Genomic DNA, 26,131 nt, shown 5'->3' with positions numbered 1-26,131 from the left:
GGCATCATGATTATCCAAAGCGGAAACCTGAAAATGAATCACCAGAACAACAGCTTGAAGCCCCGAACTCAGCATAATGCTGACGCGGCATATTACGTTCTCGATTACCTCGCCCATTCCTTCCCGGTGCAGCTCTACGAACCCTTCACCGATGGCGAGGGCAATCTGTCGTCGCGCCCGGTCTTTCGCGATGGCCAGCCGGTCGAAAGCCGCGAGGCCGTGGCCCGGCGCGACGAGATGATCGAGCAGCTCACCAGCCTGCCGCCCGTTCCCGGCGCGCTCGACCAGATCGTGCAGCATTTCGGCACCGACATGGTCGCCGAGGTGACGGGACGCTCACGGCGGATCGTGCGCAGGGGCGAAGGTCCGGCAGCACGCCTCGCTGTCGAGAGCCGCGCTCCCTCCGCCAATCTTGCCGAGACTTCGGCCTTCATGGATGACCAGAAGCGCGTCCTGGTCTTCTCGGACGCGGGCGGAACCGGGCGCAGTTATCACGCCGAACTCTCGGCCAGGAACCGGCGCCTGCGCGTTCACTATCTGCTGGAACCCGGCTGGAAGGCCGATGCCGCCATCCAGGGCCTGGGCCGCACCAACCGCACCAATCAGGCGCAACCGCCGCTCTTCCGGCCCATCGCAACGGATGTGAAGGCCGAGAAGCGCTTCCTCAGCACCATTGCTCGACGTCTCGATACGCTGGGCGCCATCACGCGCGGCCAGCGCCAGACTGGCGGGCAAGGCCTGTTCCGGCCCGAGGACAATCTGGAATCCAGCTATGCCCGCGACGCCTTGCGCCAGCTCTATTTGGCTGTAGTGCGCGGCAAGGTGGAGGGTTGCCCGCTGGAGCGGTTTGAATCTGCCACCGGTCTCAAGCTGATGGACAGCAATGGCATCAAGGACGACCTGCCACCGATCACCACCTTCCTCAACCGTCTGCTGGCACTGACCATCGAACTCCAGGGCATCCTGTTCTCGGCCTTCGAGCAGTTGCTGGAGGCCCGGATCGACGGGGCCATCGCCTCGGGCACCTATGATATGGGGCTGGAAACGCTGCGGGCCGAGAGCTTTACGGTTTCCGACCGGCAGGTAATCTACACCCATCCGGCGACCGGCGCCGAGACCCGGCTCCTGACCATCGCCGAGCGCAAGCGCAACCGGCCGGTCTCGCTGGATGCAGCGACGGCCGAACTTGACGATCCCCGCGCGAAGCTGCTGGTCAATGAGCGTTCCGGCCGTGCCGCTGTCCAGATCCCCACCACCAGCGTCATGCTGGACGATGGCGAGATCGAACGGCGCGTCCGGCTGATCCGGCCGATGGAGGCGCAGAACGTCCCCCTGCGCATGATGGGCGAGACCCATTGGGTCGAGGTCGATGGGGAGACATTCGGCGCGGCCTGGAGGGCCGAACTCGCCGAGGTGCCGGAATTCACCGACAGCACGCTGCATATGGTGACAGGTCTGCTGCTGCCGATCTGGAAGCGCCTGCCGCAGGAGTCTTCCCGCGTCTATCGCCTTCAGACCGATGAGGGCGAACGGATCATCGGCCGCCGCGTCTCTCCCGCATGGGCCGCCAGCGCCTCGACCAGCGGTGTCCCCGCCGGTCTGACGTCCGATGCGGTTTATGCCGCACTGCTGGAAGGCCGCACGGTCTTCGATCTCGCCGAAGGATTGCAGCTGCGCCGCGCCCGCGTGATGGGTGCGAACCGCATCGAGCTTTCGGGCTTCACCGAGTCGATGCGGGAGCGCCTGCGCGCCTATGGCCTCTTCAGCGAGATCATCTCGTGGAAGCTCCGCTTCTTCGTGCCGGTGGGCGCATCCGGACCGGAGATTGCGGCCAGGCTCCTCGACCGCTTCCCGGTCGAGCGCATCGGTGAGCGGGAGGCCGCGTAATGTCCCGTCTCGACGCCACTGATCTCGCGCAGCGTCTCGGCCGTCAGGCCGAGGCGGTCTGCCGCTTCTATCTCTCGAACGGGCGCAAGCAGGGCAATTACTGGCAAGTCGGTGACGTCCGCAACACCGCCGGGCGCTCGATGTTCGTGCGCTTGCATGACAGCGCCAAGGGTGTCGCCGGGAAATGGACCGACCCGGCGACCGGCGAGCATGGCGACCTGCTCGACGTGATCCGGGAATCGCTCGGCCTGAGCGACTTCGCGGATGTGGCCGAGGAGGCCCGACGGTTCCTCAGCCTGCCGCAACCCGAATCGGAACCGGTCACATTTCGAGCGCGAACACCACCCGTGCCATCGGGTTCGTCCGAGGCCGCGCGTAGGCTCTGGCGCATGACGCAGCCGATCACGGGCAGCGTCGCAGAAGCGTATTTGCGCAAGCGCGGCATTACGGATTTACGCGGAACCGCAAATCTTCGGTTCCATCCGAACTGCTACTGGCGGCCCGAGGGCGATGGGCCGACCGAGACCTGGCCTGCGATGATCGCTGCGGTCACCAACCTCAATGGCAAGGTCACCGGCGCGCACCGGACCTGGCTCGCCCGTGACGGCTCGGCCAAGGCGCCCATCGATCCGCCGCGCAAGGCGATGGGCGACCTGCTCGGCAATGCCGTCCGTTTTGGCGAGGCGCAGGATGTCATGGCGGCGGGGGAGGGCATCGAGACCATATTGTCCCTGCGGCAGGCCATGCCCCCGATGCCGATGGTGTCCGCACTCTCTGCCGGGCATCTCGCCGCCATCCTGTTTCCGGCCAATTTGCGCAGGCTCTATATCGTCCGCGACAACGATCCGGCAGGCGACGGCGCGCGGGATAGCCTTGTCGACCGGGCACGCGGGGCCGGGATCGAGGCGATCACGCTCTCGCCCATGCTGGGGGACTTCAACGAAGATCTCGTCATGCGCGGGTTGGCTGCGCTTCGGGCGGAGGTGCGGGTGCAACTCGCCCCCGAGGACGTCAGCCGCTTCATGGTCCTCGCTGCTTAGCCGGAAAGGGGGTGTGATCAGGCGGGGGCCGGCTTGTCATGGGCATATGGGACTACACCCCACGGCAAGGGGACCGCGCCTCGGCCTTCGAGAGGGCGAGCGGCCCACAAACGGTCCGGCCCGGCAATGGCGCCGCCGGACTATTTTCCGCCGCCCCTTCGGGGCTTTGCAGCGCGAGGCAAAATAGTCCGGCTTTGCCATCGAGGCCCTCGCCAGGGCTCGGGCTGCCAGACCGAATCGCCCGTGGGCTTGTCGTCGCCATGAAGGCCGCGACGGTCGCGGTCCAGCCGAAGGACGCACCCCATGGACGCTCATGACGAACTCGAACCCGATCACAGCACCTCCCCGACCGGCCATGTCATCGAGGATCTCGAACTCTATGGCTATCGTCCCTCGGAGGACGAGGCCGATCCCCGGATCCCCCCTGAGGATCACGTCATCCGGGCCGCTGTCGCCGATATCTTCGACGCCCTGATTTCCAGCATGGCCGACACCAGCCTCGATTTCGACCTCGACGAGATCATGTGGTCCACCGTCAACACCTTCCACCGCGCCGTCGAGCGGATCGAGCGCAAACTGGACGACAACGAGCAGGCGCAGAAGCGCCTTCAGCGGGAACAGGATGGCTCGGAGGTCAAATCCGTCCAGCTCGAGACCCTGATCGGCATCGGCCAGAGCCTCATTGAGCGCCGCGACAGCATGGAGATCTTCCGCGATACCGCCGCCGACATCTACCTGCGCACTACCGGCACGCCCTGGTCGCCGCGCTCCGGCTCACGGGTCAACCACCGCCAGATGACTGCGGCGATGATCGATAGCCGTGACTTCATAGCCGCCAAGCGCCGGGCCGACAACGAGGTGCTGTTGCCCGCAGGGCCGAAGATCGCCTTCTCGGGCGGGGACACGACAGACCACCGGCTTATCTGGGGCAAGCTCGATCAGGTCCATGCCAAGCACCCGGACATGGTGCTCCTGCACGGCGGCACGCCGAAAGGCTCTGAGCGCATCGCCGCCACCTGGGCCAACAACCGCAAGGTGCCGCAGGTCGCGTTCAAGCCCGACTGGACGAAACACGCCAAGGCCGCGCCGTTCAAGCGCAACGACCAGATGCTTAGCACGATGCCGATCGGCGTCATCATCTTCCCCGGAACCGGCATCCAGGACAATCTGGCCGACAAGGCCCGCAAGATGGGCATCCCGGTCTATCGCTTCGGTACGGGCAGCGCATGAGCGCTGCCCTCCAACATTGTCCTGTCGAAGTCGCGGGAGCGGACCTGGCATTCCGTCTCGCCGAGACAGGCATGTTCATGCCATATTCCGGTTTGCGCCGTGGAGGTGGTGGCAGGCGCAACCGTTCAACCATTTGCACGGAGCCGCCACCATGATCATACTGGGCATCCTCGTTTCCATTGCGGCCATCGGCACGATGTGCTGGCTGCTGTTCAACCTCGCGATCTTCGCGCTGCCGTTCTTCATCGGTGTGAATGCCGGCACCTGGGCCTATGGCACAGGTGCGGGATGGCTCGGCGCGGGGCTCGTCGGCCTCCTCGCGGCGGGGCTGACCCTGGCCGTTGCGCAGGGTCTGCTCATGCTCGTTCGCCCACTCTGGGCGCGTGTGCTGATCGCCCTGATCTTTGTCGCTCCCGCTGTCCTGGCGGGGTTTTATGCCACGCTTGGCATCGTCAAACTCACGATGCCGTCCGAGACCTGGCAGCTCGTCTTTGCGACCATTGGCGCGATCGCCGTGGGCGTGACGGCTTTCCTCCGGCTCGCGGGATGGGCGGCTGCCGACCCGGCAGACCGGAACCTTGCGAGCGCGTGACGACGCGTAGCGGCAGCCGGGCGGACAGCCAGGGCAGCGTGACACTGGCCATCCCCGTCAGGAGGCGGATGGGGGGTGTCGGCGGACGTGGTTCGGATCGGCGTGAGGCCCGGGCGCGGCCGAAACGGGAGCGCAAGATGTCAGCCCCGGCACTCGCCTGCCGAACTTGAAACCCGGTGACGGGGACGATGCCGGAGCAACCGGTCAGGTCGAAGAACGCGCACCGCCTGGGACGCGGGGAGACGAGCGTGCCGTGATGCCGGTCCGGTCCACTTTCCTGGTTCCTTTTGGGCGCCATCGCCTCCGTTCCATGCCCGTCTTGCAACCGCTCCAAACGGCCTCTTCAATGGCCTGATCTGGCCGAAGACCGGCTTTGCCTCGACCGCTTCGGCGCAACAGCGCCGTCACAACTTTCTTCCCCTGCCGGTGCAGGCACCGTCATTCCTCGCGGAACAAGAAAGTTCCTCCTTTGCTGTCCAGCCCCCTGCTGCGCGGGGGTGCGCCAGCGATCGTCTCCGTCCTGTCGATCGCCATCGAGGCCGCAATGGTGCGGGCTCGAAAACGGAAAACGGAGACTTAAAATGGCGACCATCGGCACCTTCAAGAAGACCGGCTCGAACGAATTCACCGGCGAAATCGTCACCCTCAGCGTCCAGGCCAAAGGCGTGCGCATCGTCCCAGACCAGCGCGCCACCGGCGAGAACGCCCCCAGCCACCGGGTCCTAGTCGGCCGCGCCGAGATCGGCGCCGCCTGGTCCAAGCGCTCCAACGAGGGCCGCGACTATCTGGGCCTCAAGCTGGACGATCCGAGCTTCACCGCTCCGATCTACGCCAACCTCTTCGATGACGAGGACGGCGAGGGTTACTCCCTGATCTGGTCCCGGCCAAACCGCCGCAACGGCGACTAAGGCGCACAAGGCCCCGGCCGAGAGGTCGGGGCCTTCTCCCTGCTCGCAGGAAAGCCGTCACCCCCCGGCCGCTGTCGCCGAATCGATTCGGAAGCGTTGAGCGAGGACGCACGCAAAGCCGGGCTCGGGATCTGCGATTTCAGATAGAAGATCGGAGCAGAACGACTATTATAGTCGTAGTTCTGGAATGCGCGCCGGTCGCGATGGGAGGTGATCATGCATGATCACCTCCCGACAGTCGCGGGCCGCACGCGCGTTACTGGGTTGGACACAGGAGACGCTCGCAGATAAGGCCCGTGTATCATTGACAGCGCTAAAGCGCCTCGAATCCGAAAGCCGGCTCGAGGTTTACGAAACTACGCGCGATCAGGTTCGCCGGGCTCTTGAAGCGGCTGGAATAGTTCTCCTGTCAACCGAACGCGGACAGGGGGTGCTGCTTGTTCATGATCGCGACGAGAAAGGACGCCGGTAGAGGGTCGGGGAATACTTGGCCCGCGCGAGCGCGTCTTTCGCAGTCAGCTAAAACCTGTAGCCGCTCGCAAGCCATTCACCCGACGGCTATTTTGTCCGTGGAGCGGCCGGTATGTCCTCGATGATCGAACCATTCGAGGATGATGCTCCCGATGTCGAGGAACTGACCGCCTACGACCGGACGCACATCAAGCTTTACATGCGGCTCCTGGACGCCGCCGCCGACGGTGCCGAGTGGACCGAAGCGGTGGAAGTCCTGTTCGGGATTGACCCTCGCCTCGAGCCGGCGCGCGCGCGCCGCGTCCATGACAGCCATCTGGCGCGAGCGAGATGGATGACCCGAACCGGATATCGCCACCTCCTGTGGCAATCCGCGCCCCGGCACTGACCCGTGAGGCGGGGCCGTGAAGCGATGCCAAACCGGCATCGCTCAATGCCATCCCTCGATCTTCCCGCATGCGGATGATGCTGGAATCGTTGAACAACTCGACCGTTCCGACAGAGCGAGGAGGGGAGGATGCGACCAGACACATCCCAGTGGAGCGAAAGTGATCGTTACGAGTTCTACGACAGCCTCTCGGTCGAGGGCCTTGCCTGGGAATGCCTGCGCCGCTCCGAACCTTATCAGGAGCATTTCGCCGAACTCGCCGCCATGAATGCGGAGGCAAACCCCTATACCGATGACGCCCAGCATCTATGGGGGTTGCGATTTCCCGGCGCGACCGAGCCTTTCCGTGCTCGAGCAACAGGTCCTCTGGTCGCCGCTCGTCAATCCGGCCGTTCTACTCATCGACTCCGCGCCGTCGTTCCTGCCGTCACCGCCTCCGCTCGCGCCTGCTGACGGCCGCGAAGGCCCCGAGGGCCTGTATTCGATCCACGAGGCCTATACCGACGCGCAAATCCTGTATCTGACCGGCTGCGAGCTCGACCGCGCATCCTCCATCGTTCTGCCCCTCGACAGCGATCTACCCGACCGACTTCAGGCCGTTCTCCGTCTCTGGCATGCCGCAAACGCAGGGCCAGTCCCGCACGACGCGCGCGTGACACCCTATCAGCGACGGCGGATGCGCCAGATGATGCAGGCGGCAGATGGCCGCAGCAACGGCGCCACCTACCGGGAAATCGCAATTGCCATGTTCGGTTCCGAGCGCATCGCCTCGGAGCCCTGGCGAACATCCGCGCTCCGCGACACGGTTATTGGGCTGATTGAGAGCGCCTCCGCCCTTATCGAAGGCGGCTACCGAAGGTTGCTCCGGCACAAACGCAAGGCCTGAACCTGCCACTCTGCCCGGGGGGGGTGGGGATTCTTCGCCTCCAATCTTCCCCATCCACCCCGCCGATCTTTCTCCGCCACCGTTGTCGCAAATCGCCGCTGGTCCTCTGCGGCGTCCCGCAACCCCACGGAGGCTCGATCCATGCATCCTGATCCCGCCGTTCTGCCGCCGCGCTACCTACGGACGAAAGAGGCGGCTGCATTTCTCAGCCTGTCCGCCAGGACACTCGAGAAACACCGCACCTACGGTACTGGTCCCGCCTATCACAAGCTTGGCGGGCGCGTCGTCTATTCCGTCGATGATCTCAAAGCCTGGGCCGACCGCGGCGCGGTGACCTCCACCACCGATCCGCGCGGCCAGCTGGTTCCGCCCAAGCGGCAGATGCCGCCGGCCTCACCGCGGGCGGTTCGCTCCGCCCGCTGATGACAGGACGGCGTCGAACCCTGTCGGAGCGCGGGCAGCTCGATCTGTTCAGAGCGCTTCCGGGAGATTTCGCGCCACGAGACGCGCAGGATCTCATGGCCTATCCCTTCTTCTCCCTTTCAAAGTCCCATCGCGTTGCGCCGATCGACTTCAGCGCGGGAGCCGTCTCGATCCGCGTCGAGGCGGTCCCCGATCACGGGATGGCGACCATCTGGGACGCCGACATCCTGATCTGGGCCGCGAGCCAGATCGTGGAGGCACGCGATGCCGGACTGCGAACCTCGCGGCTCATGATGGCGACGCCCTACGAGATTCTCACCTTCATCGGCCGCGGCACCAGCCTGCGAGACTACCGGCGCCTGAAGGCCGCACTGGACCGGCTGCAATCCACAACGATATCGACCACGCTGCGTCAGACGGCCGAAGGACGCCGCCACCGCTTCTCCTGGATCAACGAGTGGCAGGAGCGAACCAACCACAAGGGCCGACCCGACGGCGTCGAGATGATCGTCCCGGACTGGTTCTACCAGGCCGTCCTCGATGACGCGCTCATCCTCACGATCGACCGGGCCTATTTCGATTTGACGGGCGGACTCGAACGCTGGCTCTACCGTCTCGTCCGCAAGCATGGCGGCCGGCAGAAGGACGGCTGGCGCTTCGACTTCCGCCACCTTCACCAGAAATCGGGCAGCCTGTCGCCGTTCAAGCGCTTCGCCTTCGAGCTGCGCGACATCATCCGGCGTCAGCCGCTCCCCGGCTACACGCTGTTCACCGAGATCGAATACGGCGGCCGGATGTTGCTGGCCTTCGAGCCCAGCCCAGCCTGTGGAAAACCTGTGGATGGCCTCGTGCCATCGGGAACCCGGACTATCGTGCTATCGGGAACCCAGGGCTCGTGCTATCAGGAACCCAAACAGGGCGTAAAGCCCGGAAATCGCTTCGAAAATCGCGCCCTTAACTTAGAGTCTAACGAAGAATCTAACTTTGAAGAGCGCAGACGCGATGTGCAAAAGCTCATCGTGAAGGTCGGCAATGCGCTGAAAGTAACGTCCGGCGACAAGCGCCATGCACAGGATCGGAGCGCCACCGCTGACACTTTCACCGTCCGTCGTCGCACTCCCACGGCGTCTTCCGACGACCCCTCGGGAGGCGCGTAATGATCCTCGCCTTGCTCAATCAGAAGGGCGGCGTCGGGAAGACGACGCTGGCGCTCGCCGTTGCGGGCGAGTGGGCCATGCAAGGACGGCGTGTCATCCTCATCGACGCCGACCCGCAAGGCTCGGCGCTCGATTGGTCCGAGATGCGCGCTCGCGAGGGGCTGCCGCGCCAGTTCAGCGTGATCGGTCTCGCCCGAGACACACTGCATCGCGAAGCCCCCGCGCTTGCCAGGGATGCCGATTTCGTCGTCATCGATGGGCCGCCGCGTGTGGCCGGACTCATGCGCTCGGCGCTGCTGGCAACGGACATGGTGCTGATCCCGGTGCAGCCGTCGCCCTTCGACGGCTGGGCGTCTGCGGAAATGCTGGCGCTGATCTCGGAGGCGCGCATCTACCGGCCGGAACTGGTGGCCCGTTTCGTCCTGAACCGATGCGGGGCGCGCACTGTGCTGGCGCGCGATACCGCTGAAGCGCTCGCGGATCATGACCCACCGGCCCTGGCCAGTCGCATCGGTCAGCGCATTGCTTTCGCCGCCGCTGCGCAGTCCGGACGGATCGTCCGGGAACTCGACCATGAGAGCGCGGCCGCGCGCGAGATCACCGCGCTGGTTGCCGAGGTGACGCATCTCGGCAATCCCCGGAGCGCATCATGAGCGCCCGGGCAAACAGGAAGGGCTTTGCGACCCGTCCCGCCGATCCCGAACAATGGATCAAGGCCGGACCGCCCCCGAAAGGCGACGAAGCGGCCACGAACACCGCCCGCCTGACCATCGACGTGACGCCCGAGTTGCGGGGGCGGATCAAGATCGCCGCCTTCCGGCGCGGCATGACCGTCGCCGACATGCTGCGCGAGCTCCTCGCGCGGGAGTTTCCCCCAACCAGCGGAGATGGCGAATGACCCCAAGCACGACACCCTGTCAGGCGCGCTCCGCGCAAATGGCCGACCGGTTCACTCGTGTTGAACTGACCTGGGTCGAGAAGTCGGTCGAACACTGGACCAGGTTCGGCATGGCTGTCCGTGAGGAGATCCTGGACCGCCGCCGGCGTGTCCTCTCTTTCCGGCCGGGTGCCAGTTTCGCGCTCGTTCGCTGGGCCGCCAACGAACATGGAACGGTCGAGTCCCGGCTCGACATCCTGTGCGCCCCGCGAGCGAGTGAAGCCTATCAGACCGTGCCGTTCGTCGATCCCGGCGGCGTCCTCCTCCTGCGAACACATGGCTGGCCCAAGGTGGAGCGTACGCTTCAGATCATCGACGTGATCGAAGCGGCGGGTATCGATGCCGTAGAGGTTTCGCCCGATCACTGGCGGCACGTCCACAACCGGCTCGCCGCCGGCGAGCGGCCGCGTCCCTATTCGCCAGCCCAGCACCGCGCCTGGCTGAAACGGCGGAGCGTCCAGCCATGAGCCGCCGCGCCATTGTCTGGGCCATGTCGGCGGCGGGCGCGCTCATCGTCGCGCCGCATCTGACCGGCCACGGTCCCCGCTTCATCTGGAATGCCTCGGCCAGCGCGCCGATCGGCCTCTATTCCGTTCGCCCTGTGGGGCGGCTCGAGGTCGGCGATCTTGTCGCGGTGATGCCGCCGGACGATCTCTCGGACTTCCTCGACGCCCGCGGCTATCTCCCGCGCGGCGTTCTCCTGATCAAGCGCGTTCTGGCGCTCCCCGGCACGCAAGTGTGCCGGAATGGCGCGCAGATCACTGCTTACGATCACGCCTATGGCGAAGCCCGCGAGCGCGACAGCCGAGGCCGCCAACTGCCTTCCTGGCAGGGCTGCCGGGTGATCTCCAATGGCGAAGTGTTCCTGATGAACTGGGACACTGAAGACAGCATGGACGGCCGGTATTTCGGGCCGCTTCCCCTCGCATCCGTCACTGCGCGCGTCGAGCCGATCTGGACCGACGGGAACGGCGACGGTCGCCTCGAACGGCAGGCGTCAACGCGGTGAACGCCTGCACGGGAGCGGACATGCCGCCCGTTCCCGGCCTACTCCGCCGCACAGGAAAGGAAAATCCCATGCCGCAAATCGGCGAGTTCACCCGGCAGAAATCCGGCTTCTCCGGCCGCATCCAGACCCTCACACTCGACAGCGAGATCGCCATCGTCGCTGTCGATACCGCAGGGGTAGAGAACGCGCCCGATCACCGTGTTCACCTCGGCCCGGATGAAAGCGGCCCCGAGGTCGGCGCCGGCTGGTCGCGCATCGGCGAGAAAGCCGGAGACTATCTCTCGGTGCTGATCGACGATCCCGCCCTGCCGCATCCGATGCGCGCCGCCCTGTTCCAGAACGGCGCCGACGCGACGTCGTGGTCGCTGCACTGGAGCCGCGCGCCAAAGCGCGACGGAAAGGACTGAGCGATGCCGCAGCTTTGCTTCCGGCGTCGCCTGGGTCATGTGTTCGGGCGGCTTCGCGTCGCCCGGCGCACTGTCTCACTTCTCCTTCTCGGCCTGTCGATCCCGTTCGCATCTGTTGGACTGGCGCAGGTCCCGGTCGCACCCGCGGCTCAGGCCATTCTGCGCGATCCGAACGCCCAGTATGTCGCGGAAGCGTCGCTCCGCTTCGGCATTCCGGAGCACTGGATCCGCGCGGTGATGCGCGTCGAAAGCGCGGGCGATCTGCGGGCGGTGTCATCGGCCGGCGCGATGGGCCTGATGCAGATCATGCCCGATACCTGGGCCGCACTCCGCCAACGTCACCGGCTCGGCCGTGACCCCTTCGATCGTCGCGACAACATTCTCGCAGGTGCGGCTTACTTGCGCGAGATGTTTGATCGCTACGGCAATATTGCGGCCATGCTGGCGGCCTATAATGGCGGACCGGGCCGTTACGAAGAATACCTTTCCGACGGTCGCAATCTGCCCGCAGAGACACGCGCCTATGTTGCGACCCTCGCGCCGATCTTGGGCGCGGATGCGCTGCCCGTTGCCGTTCCTGCCGCGCCCGCACCGCCGCCCGATTGGCGCGAAGCGCCACTCTTCGTGGCGCGCGATATAAGCCGCGAAGCTGCGGACAATGCGCCGCAGGAAGGCGCCCATTCCCTCGTTCCCGGAGCGGATCAGGGCGCCGCGGAGGGCATTTTCGTTGCCGCTCAAGCCACGGGTGATGCGCCATGACCGGCCGAACGCTGTATCGTGCTCTGGCGAGCTTTTGCGCACCATGGAGGGCGAAGGGGTCGGGTGCGGGCACTACGACCGGACGATGGCAGGATAAAAGGCCGCACATTGTGGGCCGGGCGGTCGGTTGTTTTTATTGGGTTTTCCAGCGCGTTTCACACATTGCGGCGTCTCAGCGCAATGTGCCGGAACGGTTTACCTGCCCGGAATTGCTCGGCTTTTCGCACATTGCGGGGCAGGGTCATGGCCGGTGAGCACGAGTTCCGCATCCGCCCTGGCCGCATCCGCTCGATGCGGGCACAGCATGTGCGCCCGTTCATCGCCCAGGCACTCGCGGCGGCCAAGAAGGCCGGGGGAACGGTGTCGCGTTCTGGCCGCGTCACTTCCGGGAACCGTTCGCGCTTCGGGCATGGGCAGCGGGCCAGCATCCAGGCCAATCGTTTCATCACCGCCCGGTCACGGGGCGCGGTGGTCAAGGCGCGCGTCGTGCGCCACTCCGGGCGTACCGCGCCCCTGGGCACGCATCTCGATTACCTGAGCCGTGACGGTGTGACCCGGGACGGGGAGAAGGCGCGTCTGTTCGGGCCGGAGACGGAGGCTGCCGAGGGGCGGGCCTTCGCCGAGCGCTGCGGCGATGACCGGCATCATTTCCGCTTCATCGTCTCACCCGACGACGCGCTCGAGATGTCGGATCTCAAAACCTTCACGCGCGATCTCGTCGGGCAGATGGAAAAGGACCTCGACACGCGCCTCGACTGGGTGGCCGTCGATCACTGGAACACCGAGCATCCCCATGTCCATTTGATTGTCCGCGGCGTTCGGGACGACGGGCAGGACCTCGTGATCTCGCGCGACTACATCAAGGAGGGGATGCGCGATCGGGCGCGCGATCTCATCACCATGGAACTGGGGCCGCGCACCGATCGCGACATCCGGCGCGCGCTTGAGCGGCAGATCGAGGCGGAGCGCTGGACCCAGCTCGACCGCCAGCTCGTCCGCGATGCTCGCGATGCCGGTGCGATCGACCTGGCGCCGCAACCCGACCGTCAGCCCGATGAATACCAGGCCCTCAAAATCGGGCGGCTCCGGAAACTGGAATCGCTCGGCCTCGCCGACCAGGTCGGCCCCGGGCAATGGTCGATCAGTCACGATGCCGAGGCGACGTTGCGCGAGTTGGGCGAGCGCGGCGACATCATCAAGCGCATGCACCGGGCTCTGACCGAGAAGGGGATTGAGCGTGGCGCCGCAGGCTATGTGCTTGCCGCCGAGAGTCTCGACACGCCGGTCATCGGCCGGCTGGTCGAGCGTGGGCTCGATGACGAGCTGAAAGGGACTGCCTATGCGGTGGTCGATGGCGTCGATGGCCGGACCCATCATATCAAGCTGCCCGATCTCGATGCCGCGGGCGACAGCGCTCCCGGATCGATCGTCGAGCTTCGCGGCTTCGACGATGCGAGAGGGCAGCGCCGCGTGGCGATTGCCGTCCGCTCCGATCTCGACCTGCAAGGCCAGATCTCGGCGTCCGGCGCGACCTGGCTGGACCGGCAGGCCGTCGCGCGCGAGCGGATCGATGTTTCCTCCGGTGGCTTCGGCGCCGAGGTTCGCGAAGCGATGGATCGCCGCGCCGAGCGCCTTCTGCAGGAAGGGCTGGCGGAGCGTCAGGGGCGACGCATCGTCTTCACTCGCAACCTGATCGACACGCTGCGGCGCCGCGAACTCGACGCGATTGGCGGCAAGCTGGCGGATGAGACCGGCCTGCCGTTCAACCGGGCTGCCGGCGGCGAATATGTCTCCGGCACCTACCGGCAGCGACTGGCGCTGGCATCCGGCCGCTTCGCCATGATCGACGACGGCCTCGGCTTCCAGCTCGTGCCCTGGTCCCCTTCGCTCGAGAAGAATCTCGGCCGCCACGTCTCGGGCGTCGCGCGGGGCGACGGCGGCGTCGACTGGAGCGTCGGCCGCAAACGGGACCTCGGGCTCTGACACTCAAAGGAAGGAACCACCATGTCCGCGACGAAAATTCTCTGGGGCCAGATCATCACCGTCTTTCTGATCGTCCTCGTCACGACATGGGCGGCGACACAATACGTGGCGTGGGAGCTCGGGTTTCAGGCGCAGCTCGGGTCGCCATGGTTCCGGGTCGGCGGTTGGCCGGTCTATTATCCGCCCGCGATCTTCTGGTGGTGGTATTTCTACGAAGCCTATGCGCCGGGCATCTTTGCCACGGGAGGGATGATCGCGGCATCGGGCGGATTCATCGCCATTGCCGTCGCGATTCTCATGTCGGTCTGGCGAGCGCGGGAGGCAAAGAACGCGGAGACCTATGGATCCGCCCGATGGGCGCGACCCGATGAGGTCAAGGCCGCGGGACTCCTCGATCCCGATGGCGTCGTGCTCGGGCGCTTCGATCGGGCCTATCTTCGTCACGACGGGCCAGAGCATGTCCTGTGTTTTGCACCGACGCGGTCCGGCAAAGGCGTCGGCCTGGTGGTGCCCACGCTCCTGACCTGGCCAGGTTCGGCAATCGTCCATGACATCAAGGGCGAGAACTGGCAGCTCACCGCGGGCTTTCGCGCCCGGCACGGCAGGGTGCTTCTGTTCGATCCGACCAATCCGGATTCGTCGGCCTATAATCCGCTGCTTGAGGTTCGGCGCGGTGAATGGGAGGTCCGCGACGTCCAGAACATCGCCGATATCCTGGTCGATCCCGAAGGCAGCCTCGAGCGGCGCAATCACTGGGAGAAGACCAGTCATGCCTTGCTGGTCGGTGCCATTCTGCACGTTCTCTATGCCGAACCTGACAAGACCCTCGCCGGCGTGGCCTCGTTCCTGTCCGACCCCAGGCGCACGATCGAAGCGACACTCGACGCGATGATGAAGACCGCGCATCTCGGAGAAGCCGGGCCGCATCCCGTCATCGCCAGCGCGGCGCGCGAACTTCTGAACAAATCCGACAATGAGCGCTCGGGCGTGCTGTCTACCGCCATGTCGTTCCTCGGTCTCTATCGCGATCCCGTCGTCGCCGAGGTGACGCGCCGCTGTGACTGGCGCATTGCCGACCTGGTGGCGGGCGAAACGCCCACGACGCTCTACCTCGTCGTGCCACCGTCCGACATCAATCGGACGAAGCCCCTTGTCCGCCTCATCCTCAATCAGGTCGGGCGCCGTCTGACCGAGGATTTGCAGACCAAGGCAGGTCGGCACCGGCTCCTGCTCATGCTCGACGAATTTCCGGCTCTCGGTCGGCTGGACTTCTTCGAGAGCGCCCTGGCCTTCATGGCGGGCTACGGACTCAAGAGCTTCCTGATCGCCCAGTCTCTGAACCAGATCGAGAAAGCCTACGGCCCGAACAATTCGATCCTCGACAATTGCCATGTGCGCGTAAGCTTCGCCACCAACGACGAGCGAACAGCCAAGCGCGTGTCCGATGCGCTCGGCACGGCAACCGAAATGAAGGCGATGAAAAACTATGCCGGCCACAGGCTTTCGCCCTGGCTCGGGCACCTCATGGTCTCCCGCTCCGAGACGGCGCGCCAGTTGCTCACGCCCGGCGAAATTATGCAGCTTCCGCCCTCCGACGAGATCGTCATGCTGGCAGGCACCCCGCCGATCCGCGCGAAGAAGGCCCGCTATTTCGAGGATGTGCGCTTCAAGGAGCGCATCCTCGCGCCCCCGGAATCGGTCCGATCCGGCAAGCCACAGTCCGACGATTGGAGCGCCTTGCCGGTGCCGCAACGTCCGCCGTTCGACACGGCCACGAAGACGTCCGGCGATCCGGATGAAGATCCGACCGGCTCCGAGCGCCGGCATCAGCCTGAGCTGAGCCATGCCAATCCGATCGACAAGAGGAAGCCGATCGAGAACGAGTTCGATCCGCCTGATGAGGACGGTGAGGACGATGCAACCCGCAGCCGGCGCCTCACGCAGGTGATGGGGCTGAACGTGGCGCGTCAGGTGAGCATGGATCCCGGCGACGGGATGGACCTCTGATCGCCATGACTGCACGCAAGAAGAAATCTCCGGTCTCCGTCTATCTCGACCCCGAGATCATGACGATGTTGGCGGAATTCGCCGCGCGCCGTGGTCAGTCCCGATCGATGATCGCGGAAGCCGCGATCGCATCCTTTCTGTCGCCGGATGCCGACGAACGTCGCGAAGCGGCCATCGTCAAACGGCTCGACCAGATCGACCGGCGCATTTCAAGGCTGGAACGGGATGTCGGGATCTCCGTGGAAACCCTGGCCGTCTTCGTGCGCTTCTGGCTCACCAGCACGCCGGCGCTGCCCGAGCCTGCGGCCCAGGCGGCGCGGGCGAAAGCGAGTGAACGCTATGAAGCTTTCGTCCGTGCGCTCGGGCGCCGCCTCGCGGCGGGACCGCAGCTCCGGCAGGAGATCAGCGAGGATATCAGCCCCGCGCGATCGGAACCATCATAGGGGCCGACCAGCAAGCCGACAGTGCCGGGCAATCCCGCCGATTTCCTGTATTTGCACGCTACAGTACTACTCTGAAAGAGAGTTGTTGAATCCACCCGAATTCGGGTTCTTTTAATCGTCCCCGTCGGGGCAGGACCCAATTGTTCCCGGCCAGAACGGGGACAAGATGGCGGCTTCACATAACAATCCAGAAGGACGCGCGCGCAGTTCGCGCATGCTGCGCACCGCGCTCGGAGCCGCCATCGCCCGCTTTCTGGACGACCCCGCGGTCGTCGAGGTCATGCTCAATCCCGATGGCCGCATCTGGGTGGACCGGTTGTCCGAGGGCCTGGCCGATACGGGGGAGATTCTGCCCGCAGCCGATGGTGAACGCATCGTGCGGCTCGTCGCCCATCACGTCGGCGCCGAGGTGCATGCCGGAGCGCCGCGGGTTTCGGCCGAGCTGCCGGAGACCGGCGAACGCTTCGAAGGCCTGCTGCCGCCTGTCGTCGCCGCGCCCGCCTTCGCCATCCGCAAGCCGGCGGTCGCCGTGTTCACCCTCGACGACTATGTCGCCGCAGGCATCATGACGGCCGAGCAGGGCGCGACATTGCGCGAGGCGGTGGCGACGCGCGCCAATATTCTCGTCGCGGGCGGCACCTCGACCGGCAAGACGACCCTGACCAACGCTCTTCTTGCCGAGGTGTCCAACAGCTCGGACCGCGTCGTCATCATCGAGGACACGCGCGAGTTGCAATGCGCCGCGCCCAACCTCGTCGCCATGCGCACGAAAGACGGCGTGGCGACTCTCTCCGACCTCGTGCGTTCCTCTCTGCGGCTTCGCCCGGACCGCATCCCTGTTGGCGAGGTGCGCGGCGCCGAAGCGCTCGACCTGCTCAAGGCCTGGGGGACGGGACATCCGGGCGGCATCGGCACGATCCATGCCGGCTCCGGCATCGGCGCGCTACGCCGCCTCGAACAACTCATCCAGGAAGCCGTCATCACCGTGCCGCGCGCCCTGATCGCCGAGACGATCGACCTGGTCGCGGTCCTCGCCGGACGCGGGTCCGCGCGAAGGCTTGTCGAACTCGCGCGCGTCGAAGGGCTCGGCCCTGACGGCGACTACCGCATCACCCCCGCAACCAGTTCAGAAGGGAAGCCCGAATGATCCGTCACGCCTTGCGCATGCGCCGTCACGTCGCGACAGCCGCGGCCGTCACCTATGTCAGCCTGTTCATGGCCCCGGCCGCGCATGCGTCCGGTTCATCCATGCCCTGGGAGGCGCCGCTCCAGAGCATTCTCGAATCGATCGAGGGACCGGTCGCGAAGATCATCGCCGTCATCATTATCATCGTGACCGGCCTGACGCTGGCCTTCGGCGACACCTCTGGCGGCTTCCGGCGACTGATCCAGATCGTCTTCGGCATCTCCATCGCCTTCGCGGCATCGAGCTTCTTTCTATCCTTCTTCTCGTTCGGCGGCGGGGCGCTCATCTGATGGCGGCTGTTCTCGAACAGCTCGATGCCGTGCCAGGCTTCACCATCCCGGTTCACAGGGCGCTGACCGAACACATCCTGCTGGGCGGCGCTCCCCGTTCCATTGCGATCCTGAATGGAACGCTCGCCGGGGCGGTGGGCCTCGGCCTGCGCCTCTGGCTGGTCGGTCTGGCGATCTGGGCGGTGGGACATTTCGTGGCCGTCTGGGCGGCAAAGCGCGACCCGCTCTTCGTCGAAGTCGGGCGCCGGCATCTGCGCATCCCGGCTTTCCTGGCGGTGTGAGGGCCCGGCGATGATGAACCTGGCCGAATACCGCCGCACCGCCACTCGCCTGGCAGACTATTTGCCCTGGGCCGCATTGGCCGGCTCCGGCGTGGTGCTGAACAAGGATGGCAGCTTCCAGAGAACGGCGAAGTTTCGCGGGCCGGATCTGGATTCGTCGGTCGCCGCCGAACTGGTCGCCGTGGCTGGCCGCATCAACAATGCCCTCCGTCGTCTCGGCTCCGGCTGGTCGATCTTTGTCGAGGCTCAGCGCAGCGAGGCCGCGACCTATCCCGAAAGCCTGTTTCCCGACCCGGCATCGGCCTTGGTCGACGCCGAGCGCAAGGCCGCATTCGAGGAGGCCGGCGCGCATTTCGTGTCCGGCTATTTCCTGACCTTCCTTTGGCTGCCGCCGGCCGAGGAGTCCGCGCGTGCCGAGACCTGGCTCTATGAGGGCCGCGAGCAATCGGGCGTGAACCCCTGGGAATTGCAGCGCGGCTTCGTGGATCGGACCGACCGCGTTCTGGCCCTACTCGACGGCTTCATGCCTGAATGCCGTTGGCTCGATGACCCAGAGACGCTCACCTATCTCCACTCGACGATCTCCACCAACCGGCATCGCGTGCGCGTGCCGGAGGTGCCGATGCATCTCGATGCGCTGCTTGCCGACCAGCCGCTGATCGGCGGGCTGGAGCCGCGCCTCGGCGATCAGCATCTGCGTGTCCTCACCATCATCGGCTTCCCCACCGCCACGACGCCCGGCCTGCTGGATGAAATGAACCGGCTGGCATTTCCCTATCGCTGGAGCACGCGGGCGATCCTCCTCGACAAGCTCGCGGCGACAAGGCTGCTCACCAGAATCCGTCGGCAATGGTTCGCCAAGCGCAAGTCGATCGCCGCGATCGTCAAGGAGGTGATGACCAACGAGCAGTCCGCGCTGGTCGACACCGATGCGTCCAACAAGGCCGCAGACGCCGACATGGCCCTGCAGGAGCTCGGGCAGGACATGGCGGGCATGGCCTATGTCACGGCCACGATCACGGTCTGGGATGCCGATCCGCGCATCGCCGACGAAAAGCTGCGGCTCGCCGAGAAGGTCGTTCAGGGCCGCGATTTCACGGCAATGGCCGAGACCGTCAACGCGGTCGATGCCTGGCTCGGCTCTCTGCCCGGTCATGCCTATGCCAATGTCCGGCAGCCGCCGATCTCGACGCTCAATCTTGCCCACATGATCCCCTTGAGTGCTGTGTGGGCAGGGCCGGAACGGAACGACCATCTCGGTGCGCCCCCCTTGCTCTATGGCAAGACCGAGGGAAGTACGCCGTTCCGGCTTTCCCTCCATATCGGGGATGTCGGCCACACGCTCGTCGTCGGCCCGACCGGCGCGGGCAAATCGGTGTTGCTGGCGCTGATGGCGCTCCAGTTCCGCCGTTACGAGAAAGCCCAGGTCTTCGCCTTCGACTTCGGCGGCTCCATCCGAGCCGCGGCGCTCGCCATGGGCGGGAACTGGCATGATTTGGGCGGCGGATTGACCGATGGGTCGGACGCCTCGGTGTCGCTGCAACCGCTCTCCCGCATCGACGATGCCTATGAGCGTTCCTGGGCTGCCGACTGGATCAGCGCGATCCTGGCGCGCGAGGGTGTCGCCGTCACGCCGGAGGTGAAGGAACACATCTGGACGGCGCTGTCCTCGCTGGCGTCCGCGCCCCCCGGCGAACGCACCATCACAGGCCTCGCCGTGCTGCTGCAATCCAATGACCTCAAACAGGCGCTGCGACCCTATTGTGTCGGCGGTCCCTATGGCCGTCTTCTTGACGCCGAGACCGAGCATCTCGGCTCCGCCGACGTGCAGGCGTTCGAGATCGAGGGCCTTGTTGGAACGGGAGCGGCGCCCGCGGTCCTGTCCTACCTGTTCCATCGGATCGGCGACCGGCTCGATGGCTGCCCGACTCTGCTCATCATCGACGAGGGCTGGCTCGCCCTCGACGATGACGGCTTCTCCGGCCAGCTCCGCGAATGGCTGAAAACGCTCCGCAAGAAGAACGCCTCGGTCATTTTCGCCACGCAGAGCCTGTCGGACATCGATGGCAGCGCGATCGCGCCCGCCATCATCGAGAGCTGCCCGACGCGGCTGCTCCTGCCGAACGAGCGCGCGATCGAGCCGCAGATCACGGCCATCTATCGCCGCTTCGGTCTCAACGACCGGCAGATCGAGATCCTCGCGCGGGCAACCCCGAAGCGGGACTATTATTGCCAGTCGCGACGCGGCAACCGGCTGTTCGAGCTGGGATTGAGCGAGGTCGGACTCGCGCTCTGCGCCGCATCTTCCAAATCCGATCAGGCCGCCATCGAGCGCATCCACGCCGAGCATGGGACCGGCGACTTCCTCGCCGTCTGGCTGCGCCATCGCGGCGTGGACTGGGCCGCCGACCTGATCCCCCGCCTCACCAATCTCGTCCCGGGGCCGCCTTCGGACCCGGAGGATGAGCCGGCACCAGGCATCGCGAGCCAAGCCGGGCCCCAAGACGAATTCTCAATCGATGAAGAGTTCAGCCAAGAGGAGATCGACCTGTGACCTTTCCCAAAATGCACCGTTTCACGCGTGTCTCGCTGCTCGCCCTGGCGCTTGCGACGCCGCTTGCGCCGGTGCTCACCACACCCGCACATGCCTTCTTCGGCGGGTTCGGCCGCATCGTCTACGATCCCACCAATCATGCCGAAAACCTGCTGACAGCCGCTCGATCCCTGGAGCAGATCAACAATCAGATCGCCCAGCTTCAGAACGAAGCGCAGATGCTGATCAACCAGGCCCGTAATCTCGCGAGTCTGCCGTTTTCATCGCTCCAGCAGCTTCAGCAAAACATCCAGCGCACCCAGCAGCTCTTGAACCAGGCTCAGAGCATCGCCTTCGACGTCCAGCAGATCGACCGGATGTTCCAGCAGGACTACGGCAAGCTCTCGATCTCGGCCACCGACGCGCAGCTGATCGCCGATGCCCGTTCGCGCTGGGAAAACACCGTCGGCGGGCTGCAGGACGCCATGCGCGTCCAGGCCGGCGTGGTCGGCAATATCGACAGCAATCGCAGCGCGATGTCTGCGCTGGTCGATCAGAGCCAGAATGCGGTCGGCGCGCTGCAAGCCACGCAGGCGGGCAACCAGCTTCTCGCACTGCAATCGCAGCAGCTTTCGGACCTCATCGCGGTGATCTCCGCCAATGGCCGCGCCACAGCCATGCACGAGGCCGACCGGGCGACGGCCGCCGAACAGGGCCGCATCCAGCGCGAGCGCTTTCTGACACCTGGCTCGGGCTATCAGCCGGGCAACGCGCAGATGTTCAACAGCGGCAACTGATCCCGGGAGGGGGTCCCATGGACGGGAAAATGCTGGCCCGGATCGGGGCGATCATATTCATCGCCATAGCGATCACCGCCACGGTGATCGAGATGACCCGGGAAGAGGAACCGGCGCGGGTGAGGTCCGCGCCGGAGCTCCAGCCCGAGGCGGATCCTCTGCGCCTGACGCTTCGGCGATGCCAGCGGCTCGGAGAAGCCGCCACCACCGATGCCGAGTGCCTTTCGGCCTGGGCAGAGTCCCGCGACCGCTTCCTTGGCCGCTCTCCGGCGCCCGCCGCCCCGGCAGTCGAAGGGGAGCGATGAGCCGTGGGCGGGATGGGGGTCATCGACAATTTTCTCGGCGTCTTCACGAGCTATATCGACAGCGGCTTCGGGTTGCTCGGCGGCGAAGTCGCCTTCATCGCCACCACCCTGATCGTCATCGATGTGACGCTCGCGGCACTGTTCTGGAGCTGGGGTGCCGACGACGACATCATCGCCAGGCTGGTGAAGAAGACCCTGTTCGTCGGTGTCTTCGCCTACCTGATCGGCAACTGGAACAATCTCGCGAAGATCGTTTTCGACAGCTTTGCGGGACTCGGCCTGCAAGCCTCCGGAACCAGTTTTTCCGCTGCCGATCTGATGCGCCCCGGCCGCGTCGCGCAGACAGGCCTCGATGCAGGCCGACCGCTGCTTGATGCGATCTCGGATCTGATGGGCTTCGTTTCCTTCTTCGAGAATTTCATCCAGATCGCCTGCCTGCTGTTCGCCTGGGCGCTCGTGCTGCTCGCCTTCTTCATCCTTGCCATCCAGCTCTTCGTCACGCTGATCGAGTTCAAGCTGACGACGCTTGCCGGGTTCGTCCTCATTCCCTTCGGCCTGTTCGGCAAGACCGCCTTCATGGCCGAGCGTGTGCTCGGCAACGTCGTCTCCTCCGGCATCAAGGTGCTCGTCCTCGCCGTCATCATCGGCATCGGCTCGACGCTGTTTTCCCAGTTCACCGCAGGCTTTGGCGGCGCGACACCTACCATCGACGATGCCATGGCGATCGTGCTGGCCGCTCTCTCCCTTCTCGGTCTCGGCATCTTCGGCCCCGGTATCGCCTCGGGCCTTGTCTCGGGCGGGCCGCAGCTCGGAGCCGGCTCGGCTGTCGGCACCGGGCTTGCCGCCGGTGGTATGGTGCTGGCGGGAGGCGCCGCCGCAGGCATGGCCGCAAGGGGAGGCGCGGCAGCCCTGTCGGGAGGAGCCGCGGCCGTCCGTGGCGGCGCGACCGCCGCGGGAGGCGCCACAGCCGCCTATAGCGTCGGATCGCTGGGCCAGTCCGGTGCGGCGGGTGTCGTCTCCGGTCTTGGAGGTGTCGCCCGGGCAGCCGGTTCCGCCGCCGCCTCGCCGCTGAAACGCGCCGCCTCCAGGGCAAACGAGAGCGTCAGGTCCAGTTTCTCCGATGGTGTTCGCGCCGGGTTCGGCGCGACAGGCGGGTCATCTTCCATGGGCACCGTCGGCGGCGCAGGCGATGCCGCCGCCGCATCGGCCTCGGCCTCCGCTGGCGGTCCTCCGGCATGGGCGCAGCAGATGCAGCGCCGACAGGCGCTTGGCCACGGCACGACCATGGCGGGCCATGCCGTGCGCTCCGGCGACAGCCACGGCTCCGGCTCTTCAGTAAATCTTTCCGAAAGCGACCGCTCATGAATCTGTTCAAACGATCATCGACACATTACGGCAAAACACCCGAACCCGAGACCCCTTACCAGAAGGCCGCGCAGGTCTGGGACGAGCGCATCGGCTCGGCTCGCGTTCAGGCAAGGAACTGGCGTTACATGGCCTTCGGCTCGCTGGTCCTCTCGGCCGGCTTCGCCGCCGCCCTGGTCTGGCAGTCGGCGCAGGGGACGATCGTGCCCTGGGTGGTGCAGGTGGACAATCTCGGTCAGGCGCAGACCGTAGCGCCCGCAACCGCAGACTATCGCCCGACAGACCCGCAGATCGCATGGCATCTCGGCCGCTTCATCGAGCAGGTGCGGGCCATTCCGGCCGACGCGATCATTGTCCGCCAGAATTGGCTGCGCGCCTATGAATGGACGACCGACCGGGGAGCGGCGGCGCTCAACGACTATGCCCGTGCGAATGACCCCTTCACTCGCGTTGGTCGCCAGCAGGTGGCGGTCGAGGTCTCCTCGGTGATCCGGGCGTCACCGGATTCCTTCCGCGTCGCCTGGACCGAACGCCAATACGAGAACGGCCAACTCTCCACCACCGAGCGCTGGACCGCGATCCTGACCATCGTGATCCAGACGCCGCGCGACGCCGAACGGCTGCGTGCCAATCCGCTCGGAATCTACGTCAACGCCATCAACTGGTCGCGGGAGATGAGCCAATGACCCGCACGCCGATCCGTAAGTCCGGCTTTCCGGCTTTCTGCAAACCCGCGATCTTGGCCTTGCTGGCCGCGACGGCGCTGGCTGGATGTGCCACCAATCGGGTTCCTCAGTTCAGCTACGATGCCGACGTGCCACCGCTGCCCGTCGTACAGGCACCTGTCACCGACGACCGGCCGCGTCCGCTGCACACGCCTCCCTCCTGGAACGTGGCGCGGGGCGGTGCAGCCGCAGGCACGCCTGCGGGACGGGTGGAGAACGCCAATGCCGCCGCCCGCGTCGAGCCGCGCCGCGAGGGCTATTACAACGCCATCCAGATTTACCCGTGGTCCGAGGGGGCCCTCTATCAGGTCTATGCGGCGCCGGGGCAGATCACCAATATCGCCCTGGAGCCAGGTGAGGGCCTGACTGGCGCCGGGCCGATCGCGGCGGGCGATACCGCACGATGGATCATTGGCGATACCGAGAGCGGTAGCGGTGCGCACCGGCGGGTTCATGTGCTGGTGAAGCCGACGCGGCCGGACATCTCGACGAATCTGGTCATCACTACCGATCGCCGCATCTACATGATCGAGCTTCGCGCCCGCGAGGAGCTCTACATGCCTGCCGTCGCGTGGGCCTATCCCGCGCCGCCGGCGGGGCAGCGTCGGTCGGTCCCGGTTGCACCCGTCATCCCGGTCGAGGCGGCGCGCAACTATCGCTACGGCCTGACCGGCGACAGCCCGCCGTGGCGGCCGATCTCGGTCTTCGACGATGGCCGGCACGTCTACGTCGTTTTCCCGCGCGGTATCGTCCAGGGTGAGATGCCGCCGATCTTCGTGCTCGGCTCGGATGGCGAGCCGCAGATCGTCAACAGCCGCATCCGCCAGAACATCCTGATCGTCGACCGCCTGTTCGGTGCAGCCGAGCTTCGCCTTGGAAGTGGCGAGCGCCAACAGACAGTCCGGATCGTCCGGATCGAACAGCGACAGGCTGCCGCCCAGCCGGCCCGCGAGACCGGAGACTCGCCATCATGACCGAGGACAGAGCCACCACTACCAGCACGGAAGCCGTCGCGCCCATGCGGCTGCGCGCCGATCCGCCCCGTGTCACGCGACTTTCCCGCAAGATGGTCGCCGCCGTCGGCGCCGTTGCGTTGCTCGGCATCGGCGGGGCGCTTGTCTACGCCCTCCAGACCCGAGACATGGGGACGAGCGGCGAAGAGCTCTATTCGACCGATAACCGGCCCACGGCCGATGGCCTGTCCGGCCTGCCGAGGGATTATACCGGCCCGGTCCTTGGACCACCTTTGCCAGGTGATCTCGGCGGCCCGATCCTCGACGCGCAAAACCGGGGACAGCCGGTCGCACCGCCTGTCGTGGCGGCGCCGGCCGTCGACCCGGAGGAGCAGCGCCGGCTTGCGGAGGAAGAAGCGGCGCGCCTCAGCCGCGTTTTCTTCCAAACCGGTCCGGGCACGACAACTGCCACCGAAGGTCCAGGTCTGGCCGGTCTCGGCCTTGGCTCGCAAACCGGCGCGACGGCCGGACAGGATCGGCACACGGCTTTCCTCAACGGCCCTGTGGACCGCCAGACGGTTGCGCTCGATCGCATCATGGCGCCGGCGTCGCCCTACATCCTTCAGGCGGGAGCTGTTATCCCGGCCGCGATGATCACCGGCATCCGGTCCGATCTGCCCGGACAGATCACCGCCCAGGTCACGGAGAACGTCTATGACAGCCCGACCGGAAGCCTGCTCCTCATCCCGCAAGGCACCCGCATTGTCGGGCAATACGATGCCGGCGTGACCTTTGGCCAGCGACGCGTCCTGCTCGTCTGGAACCGTCTGATCCTGCCCAATGGCCGCTCCATCGTGCTGGAACGTCAGCCCGGTGCGGACGCCAGCGGCTTTGCCGGTCTTGAAGATGGCGTCGATTACCACTGGTGGGATCTGATGAAGGCAGCGGGGTTATCGACCCTGCTTGCGGTGGGGACGGAGCTCGCCACGAACGACGAGGATCGCTTGATCCGCGCCATCCGCGATGGGGCACAGGACACCATCAATCAGGCCGGCCAGCAGATCATCCAGCGCCAGTTGCAAGTTGCGCCGACGCTCACCGTCCGGCCGGGCTTCCCGGTCAGGGTGATCGTCACCCGCGACCTCGTTCTCGAACCCTACAGGAGTTGA

General features: G+C 65.9%; 30 protein-coding genes. All 30 read left to right on the top strand.

The window, feature by feature from the left end:
* On the top strand, window positions 1–1,887 hold a 1,887-nt coding region (locus C8N42_RS07870), incomplete at its 5' end, for a strawberry notch C-terminal domain-containing protein (RefSeq protein WP_211309157.1).
* On the top strand, window positions 1,887–2,927 hold the full coding sequence (locus tag C8N42_RS07865; RefSeq protein WP_107816001.1) for a DUF7146 domain-containing protein: 1,041 nt from the start codon (window positions 1,887–1,889) through the stop codon (window positions 2,925–2,927). The genes C8N42_RS07870 and C8N42_RS07865, both read left to right, overlap by 1 nt.
* A gap of 303 nt (window positions 2,928–3,230) precedes the next feature.
* Window positions 3,231–4,157: a DUF2493 domain-containing protein gene (locus C8N42_RS07860; protein ID WP_107816000.1), complete on the top strand. Its 927-nt coding sequence runs from the start codon at window positions 3,231–3,233 to the stop codon at window positions 4,155–4,157.
* Window positions 4,158–4,308: 151 nt separating this feature from the next.
* A complete protein-coding gene (locus C8N42_RS07855) occupies window positions 4,309–4,749 on the top strand; it encodes a hypothetical protein (RefSeq protein WP_107815999.1) in 441 nt (146 codons plus the stop codon).
* Window positions 4,750–5,330: 581 nt separating this feature from the next.
* A complete protein-coding gene (locus tag C8N42_RS07845; protein ID WP_012112733.1) occupies window positions 5,331–5,657 on the top strand; it encodes a DUF736 domain-containing protein in 327 nt (108 codons plus the stop codon).
* 220 nt (window positions 5,658–5,877) lie between these two features.
* Window positions 5,878–6,129 carry a helix-turn-helix domain-containing protein gene (locus tag C8N42_RS07840; RefSeq protein ID WP_107815998.1) on the top strand — a complete coding sequence of 84 codons (252 nt, stop codon included), beginning with the start codon at window positions 5,878–5,880 and terminating at the stop codon, window positions 6,127–6,129.
* Window positions 6,130–6,240: 111 nt separating this feature from the next.
* Window positions 6,241–6,516 (top strand): DNA -binding domain-containing protein, encoded by a 276-nt coding sequence (locus C8N42_RS07835; RefSeq protein WP_107815997.1) that lies wholly within the window; start codon window positions 6,241–6,243, stop codon window positions 6,514–6,516.
* Window positions 6,517–6,645: 129 nt separating this feature from the next.
* Complete coding sequence (locus C8N42_RS22165) at window positions 6,646–6,969, top strand: transcriptional regulator domain-containing protein (RefSeq protein WP_281029388.1); 324 nt, start codon at window positions 6,646–6,648, stop codon at window positions 6,967–6,969.
* Window positions 6,863–7,402: a DUF2285 domain-containing protein gene (locus tag C8N42_RS21885; RefSeq protein ID WP_245889996.1), complete on the top strand. Its 540-nt coding sequence runs from the start codon at window positions 6,863–6,865 to the stop codon at window positions 7,400–7,402. Before C8N42_RS22165 ends, C8N42_RS21885 begins: the two co-directional genes overlap by 107 nt.
* A 141-nt stretch (window positions 7,403–7,543) precedes the next feature.
* Window positions 7,544–7,825 (top strand): helix-turn-helix transcriptional regulator, encoded by a 282-nt coding sequence (locus tag C8N42_RS07820; protein WP_107815995.1) that lies wholly within the window; start codon window positions 7,544–7,546, stop codon window positions 7,823–7,825.
* Window positions 7,826–7,920: 95 nt separating this feature from the next.
* The gene (locus C8N42_RS07815) at window positions 7,921–8,982 is read left to right on the top strand and encodes a replication initiator protein A (RefSeq protein WP_245889995.1); all 1,062 of its coding nucleotides are present in this window, start codon (window positions 7,921–7,923) and stop codon (window positions 8,980–8,982) included.
* The gene (gene parA / locus C8N42_RS07810; protein ID WP_107815993.1) at window positions 8,982–9,635 is read left to right on the top strand and encodes a ParA family partition ATPase; all 654 of its coding nucleotides are present in this window, start codon (window positions 8,982–8,984) and stop codon (window positions 9,633–9,635) included. Before C8N42_RS07815 ends, parA begins: the two co-directional genes overlap by 1 nt.
* The gene (locus C8N42_RS07805) at window positions 9,632–9,880 is read left to right on the top strand and encodes a ribbon-helix-helix protein (RefSeq protein WP_107815992.1); all 249 of its coding nucleotides are present in this window, start codon (window positions 9,632–9,634) and stop codon (window positions 9,878–9,880) included. The genes parA and C8N42_RS07805 overlap by 4 nt, the downstream gene beginning before the upstream one ends.
* The gene (locus tag C8N42_RS07800; RefSeq protein WP_107815991.1) at window positions 9,877–10,386 is read left to right on the top strand and encodes a DUF2840 domain-containing protein; all 510 of its coding nucleotides are present in this window, start codon (window positions 9,877–9,879) and stop codon (window positions 10,384–10,386) included. The genes C8N42_RS07805 and C8N42_RS07800 overlap by 4 nt, the downstream gene beginning before the upstream one ends.
* Window positions 10,383–10,928: a S26 family signal peptidase gene (locus C8N42_RS07795; RefSeq protein WP_107815990.1), complete on the top strand. Its 546-nt coding sequence runs from the start codon at window positions 10,383–10,385 to the stop codon at window positions 10,926–10,928. Before C8N42_RS07800 ends, C8N42_RS07795 begins: the two co-directional genes overlap by 4 nt.
* 68 nt (window positions 10,929–10,996) lie before the next feature.
* On the top strand, window positions 10,997–11,335 hold the full coding sequence (locus C8N42_RS07790; protein WP_107815989.1) for a DUF736 domain-containing protein: 339 nt from the start codon (window positions 10,997–10,999) through the stop codon (window positions 11,333–11,335).
* 3 nt (window positions 11,336–11,338) lie between these two features.
* Window positions 11,339–12,094 carry a lytic transglycosylase domain-containing protein gene (locus tag C8N42_RS07785; RefSeq protein WP_107815988.1) on the top strand — a complete coding sequence of 252 codons (756 nt, stop codon included), beginning with the start codon at window positions 11,339–11,341 and terminating at the stop codon, window positions 12,092–12,094.
* A 243-nt stretch (window positions 12,095–12,337) separates the two neighbouring features.
* Window positions 12,338–14,077 (top strand): relaxase/mobilization nuclease domain-containing protein, encoded by a 1,740-nt coding sequence (locus C8N42_RS07780; RefSeq protein ID WP_107815987.1) that lies wholly within the window; start codon window positions 12,338–12,340, stop codon window positions 14,075–14,077.
* Between the two features lie 21 nt (window positions 14,078–14,098).
* On the top strand, window positions 14,099–16,084 hold the full coding sequence (locus C8N42_RS07775; protein WP_107815986.1) for a conjugal transfer protein TraG: 1,986 nt from the start codon (window positions 14,099–14,101) through the stop codon (window positions 16,082–16,084).
* A gap of 5 nt (window positions 16,085–16,089) precedes the next feature.
* Complete coding sequence (locus C8N42_RS07770; protein WP_107815985.1) at window positions 16,090–16,527, top strand: ribbon-helix-helix protein, CopG family; 438 nt, start codon at window positions 16,090–16,092, stop codon at window positions 16,525–16,527.
* Between the two features lie 214 nt (window positions 16,528–16,741).
* Window positions 16,742–17,674 carry a P-type conjugative transfer ATPase TrbB gene (gene trbB, locus C8N42_RS07765; RefSeq protein ID WP_425430516.1) on the top strand — a complete coding sequence of 311 codons (933 nt, stop codon included), beginning with the start codon at window positions 16,742–16,744 and terminating at the stop codon, window positions 17,672–17,674.
* Window positions 17,671–18,003 carry a TrbC/VirB2 family type IV secretion system protein gene (locus tag C8N42_RS07760; RefSeq protein WP_012112717.1) on the top strand — a complete coding sequence of 111 codons (333 nt, stop codon included), beginning with the start codon at window positions 17,671–17,673 and terminating at the stop codon, window positions 18,001–18,003. Before trbB ends, C8N42_RS07760 begins: the two co-directional genes overlap by 4 nt.
* The gene (locus tag C8N42_RS07755; protein WP_012112716.1) at window positions 18,003–18,284 is read left to right on the top strand and encodes a VirB3 family type IV secretion system protein; all 282 of its coding nucleotides are present in this window, start codon (window positions 18,003–18,005) and stop codon (window positions 18,282–18,284) included. The genes C8N42_RS07760 and C8N42_RS07755 overlap by 1 nt, the downstream gene beginning before the upstream one ends.
* Before the next feature lie 10 nt (window positions 18,285–18,294).
* Window positions 18,295–20,838: a conjugal transfer protein TrbE gene (trbE, locus tag C8N42_RS07750; protein ID WP_107815983.1), complete on the top strand. Its 2,544-nt coding sequence runs from the start codon at window positions 18,295–18,297 to the stop codon at window positions 20,836–20,838.
* A gap of 11 nt (window positions 20,839–20,849) precedes the next feature.
* On the top strand, window positions 20,850–21,614 hold the full coding sequence (gene trbJ, locus C8N42_RS07745; protein WP_107816022.1) for a P-type conjugative transfer protein TrbJ: 765 nt from the start codon (window positions 20,850–20,852) through the stop codon (window positions 21,612–21,614).
* Window positions 21,615–21,631: 17 nt separating this feature from the next.
* Complete coding sequence (gene trbK-alt, locus C8N42_RS07740) at window positions 21,632–21,919, top strand: putative entry exclusion protein TrbK-alt (protein WP_107815982.1); 288 nt, start codon at window positions 21,632–21,634, stop codon at window positions 21,917–21,919.
* A gap of 3 nt (window positions 21,920–21,922) precedes the next feature.
* Window positions 21,923–23,284 (top strand): P-type conjugative transfer protein TrbL, encoded by a 1,362-nt coding sequence (gene trbL, locus C8N42_RS07735; RefSeq protein ID WP_107815981.1) that lies wholly within the window; start codon window positions 21,923–21,925, stop codon window positions 23,282–23,284.
* Complete coding sequence (trbF, locus tag C8N42_RS07730) at window positions 23,281–23,970, top strand: conjugal transfer protein TrbF (RefSeq protein WP_012112711.1); 690 nt, start codon at window positions 23,281–23,283, stop codon at window positions 23,968–23,970. Before trbL ends, trbF begins: the two co-directional genes overlap by 4 nt.
* Window positions 23,967–24,983 (top strand): P-type conjugative transfer protein TrbG, encoded by a 1,017-nt coding sequence (trbG, locus tag C8N42_RS07725; RefSeq protein WP_107815980.1) that lies wholly within the window; start codon window positions 23,967–23,969, stop codon window positions 24,981–24,983. Before trbF ends, trbG begins: the two co-directional genes overlap by 4 nt.
* The gene (locus C8N42_RS07720; RefSeq protein WP_107815979.1) at window positions 24,980–26,131 is read left to right on the top strand and encodes a TraB/TrbI/VirB10 family type IV secretion system protein; all 1,152 of its coding nucleotides are present in this window, start codon (window positions 24,980–24,982) and stop codon (window positions 26,129–26,131) included. Before trbG ends, C8N42_RS07720 begins: the two co-directional genes overlap by 4 nt.

Origin of the sequence: Celeribacter persicus (assembly GCF_003050785.1) — a bacterium.
GTDB classification, from domain to species: Bacteria; Pseudomonadota; Alphaproteobacteria; order Rhodobacterales; family Rhodobacteraceae; genus Celeribacter; species Celeribacter persicus.
The sequence above is the reverse complement of the archived record's forward strand: the minus strand, read 5'-3'. Positions and strand labels throughout refer to the sequence as shown.

Coding starts and splice junctions, on each gene's coding strand:
- C8N42_RS07865 (WP_107816001.1), top strand. CDS start 1,887: ATGTCCCGTCTCGACGCCACTGATCTCGCGCAGCGTCTCGGCCGTCAG.
- C8N42_RS07860 (WP_107816000.1), top strand. CDS start 3,231: ATGGACGCTCATGACGAACTCGAACCCGATCACAGCACCTCCCCGACC.
- C8N42_RS07855 (WP_107815999.1), top strand. CDS start 4,309: ATGATCATACTGGGCATCCTCGTTTCCATTGCGGCCATCGGCACGATG.
- C8N42_RS07845 (WP_012112733.1), top strand. CDS start 5,331: ATGGCGACCATCGGCACCTTCAAGAAGACCGGCTCGAACGAATTCACC.
- C8N42_RS07840 (WP_107815998.1), top strand. CDS start 5,878: ATGATCACCTCCCGACAGTCGCGGGCCGCACGCGCGTTACTGGGTTGG.
- C8N42_RS07835 (WP_107815997.1), top strand. CDS start 6,241: ATGTCCTCGATGATCGAACCATTCGAGGATGATGCTCCCGATGTCGAG.
- C8N42_RS22165 (WP_281029388.1), top strand. CDS start 6,646: ATGCGACCAGACACATCCCAGTGGAGCGAAAGTGATCGTTACGAGTTC.
- C8N42_RS07820 (WP_107815995.1), top strand. CDS start 7,544: ATGCATCCTGATCCCGCCGTTCTGCCGCCGCGCTACCTACGGACGAAA.
- C8N42_RS07815 (WP_245889995.1), top strand. CDS start 7,921: ATGGCCTATCCCTTCTTCTCCCTTTCAAAGTCCCATCGCGTTGCGCCG.
- parA (WP_107815993.1), top strand. CDS start 8,982: ATGATCCTCGCCTTGCTCAATCAGAAGGGCGGCGTCGGGAAGACGACG.
- C8N42_RS07805 (WP_107815992.1), top strand. CDS start 9,632: ATGAGCGCCCGGGCAAACAGGAAGGGCTTTGCGACCCGTCCCGCCGAT.
- C8N42_RS07800 (WP_107815991.1), top strand. CDS start 9,877: ATGACCCCAAGCACGACACCCTGTCAGGCGCGCTCCGCGCAAATGGCC.
- C8N42_RS07795 (WP_107815990.1), top strand. CDS start 10,383: ATGAGCCGCCGCGCCATTGTCTGGGCCATGTCGGCGGCGGGCGCGCTC.
- C8N42_RS07790 (WP_107815989.1), top strand. CDS start 10,997: ATGCCGCAAATCGGCGAGTTCACCCGGCAGAAATCCGGCTTCTCCGGC.
- C8N42_RS07785 (WP_107815988.1), top strand. CDS start 11,339: ATGCCGCAGCTTTGCTTCCGGCGTCGCCTGGGTCATGTGTTCGGGCGG.
- C8N42_RS07780 (WP_107815987.1), top strand. CDS start 12,338: ATGGCCGGTGAGCACGAGTTCCGCATCCGCCCTGGCCGCATCCGCTCG.
- C8N42_RS07775 (WP_107815986.1), top strand. CDS start 14,099: ATGTCCGCGACGAAAATTCTCTGGGGCCAGATCATCACCGTCTTTCTG.
- C8N42_RS07770 (WP_107815985.1), top strand. CDS start 16,090: ATGACTGCACGCAAGAAGAAATCTCCGGTCTCCGTCTATCTCGACCCC.
- trbB (WP_425430516.1), top strand. CDS start 16,742: ATGCTGCGCACCGCGCTCGGAGCCGCCATCGCCCGCTTTCTGGACGAC.
- C8N42_RS07760 (WP_012112717.1), top strand. CDS start 17,671: ATGATCCGTCACGCCTTGCGCATGCGCCGTCACGTCGCGACAGCCGCG.
- C8N42_RS07755 (WP_012112716.1), top strand. CDS start 18,003: ATGGCGGCTGTTCTCGAACAGCTCGATGCCGTGCCAGGCTTCACCATC.
- trbE (WP_107815983.1), top strand. CDS start 18,295: ATGATGAACCTGGCCGAATACCGCCGCACCGCCACTCGCCTGGCAGAC.
- trbJ (WP_107816022.1), top strand. CDS start 20,850: ATGCACCGTTTCACGCGTGTCTCGCTGCTCGCCCTGGCGCTTGCGACG.
- trbK-alt (WP_107815982.1), top strand. CDS start 21,632: ATGGACGGGAAAATGCTGGCCCGGATCGGGGCGATCATATTCATCGCC.
- trbF (WP_012112711.1), top strand. CDS start 23,281: ATGAATCTGTTCAAACGATCATCGACACATTACGGCAAAACACCCGAA.
- trbG (WP_107815980.1), top strand. CDS start 23,967: ATGACCCGCACGCCGATCCGTAAGTCCGGCTTTCCGGCTTTCTGCAAA.
- C8N42_RS07720 (WP_107815979.1), top strand. CDS start 24,980: ATGACCGAGGACAGAGCCACCACTACCAGCACGGAAGCCGTCGCGCCC.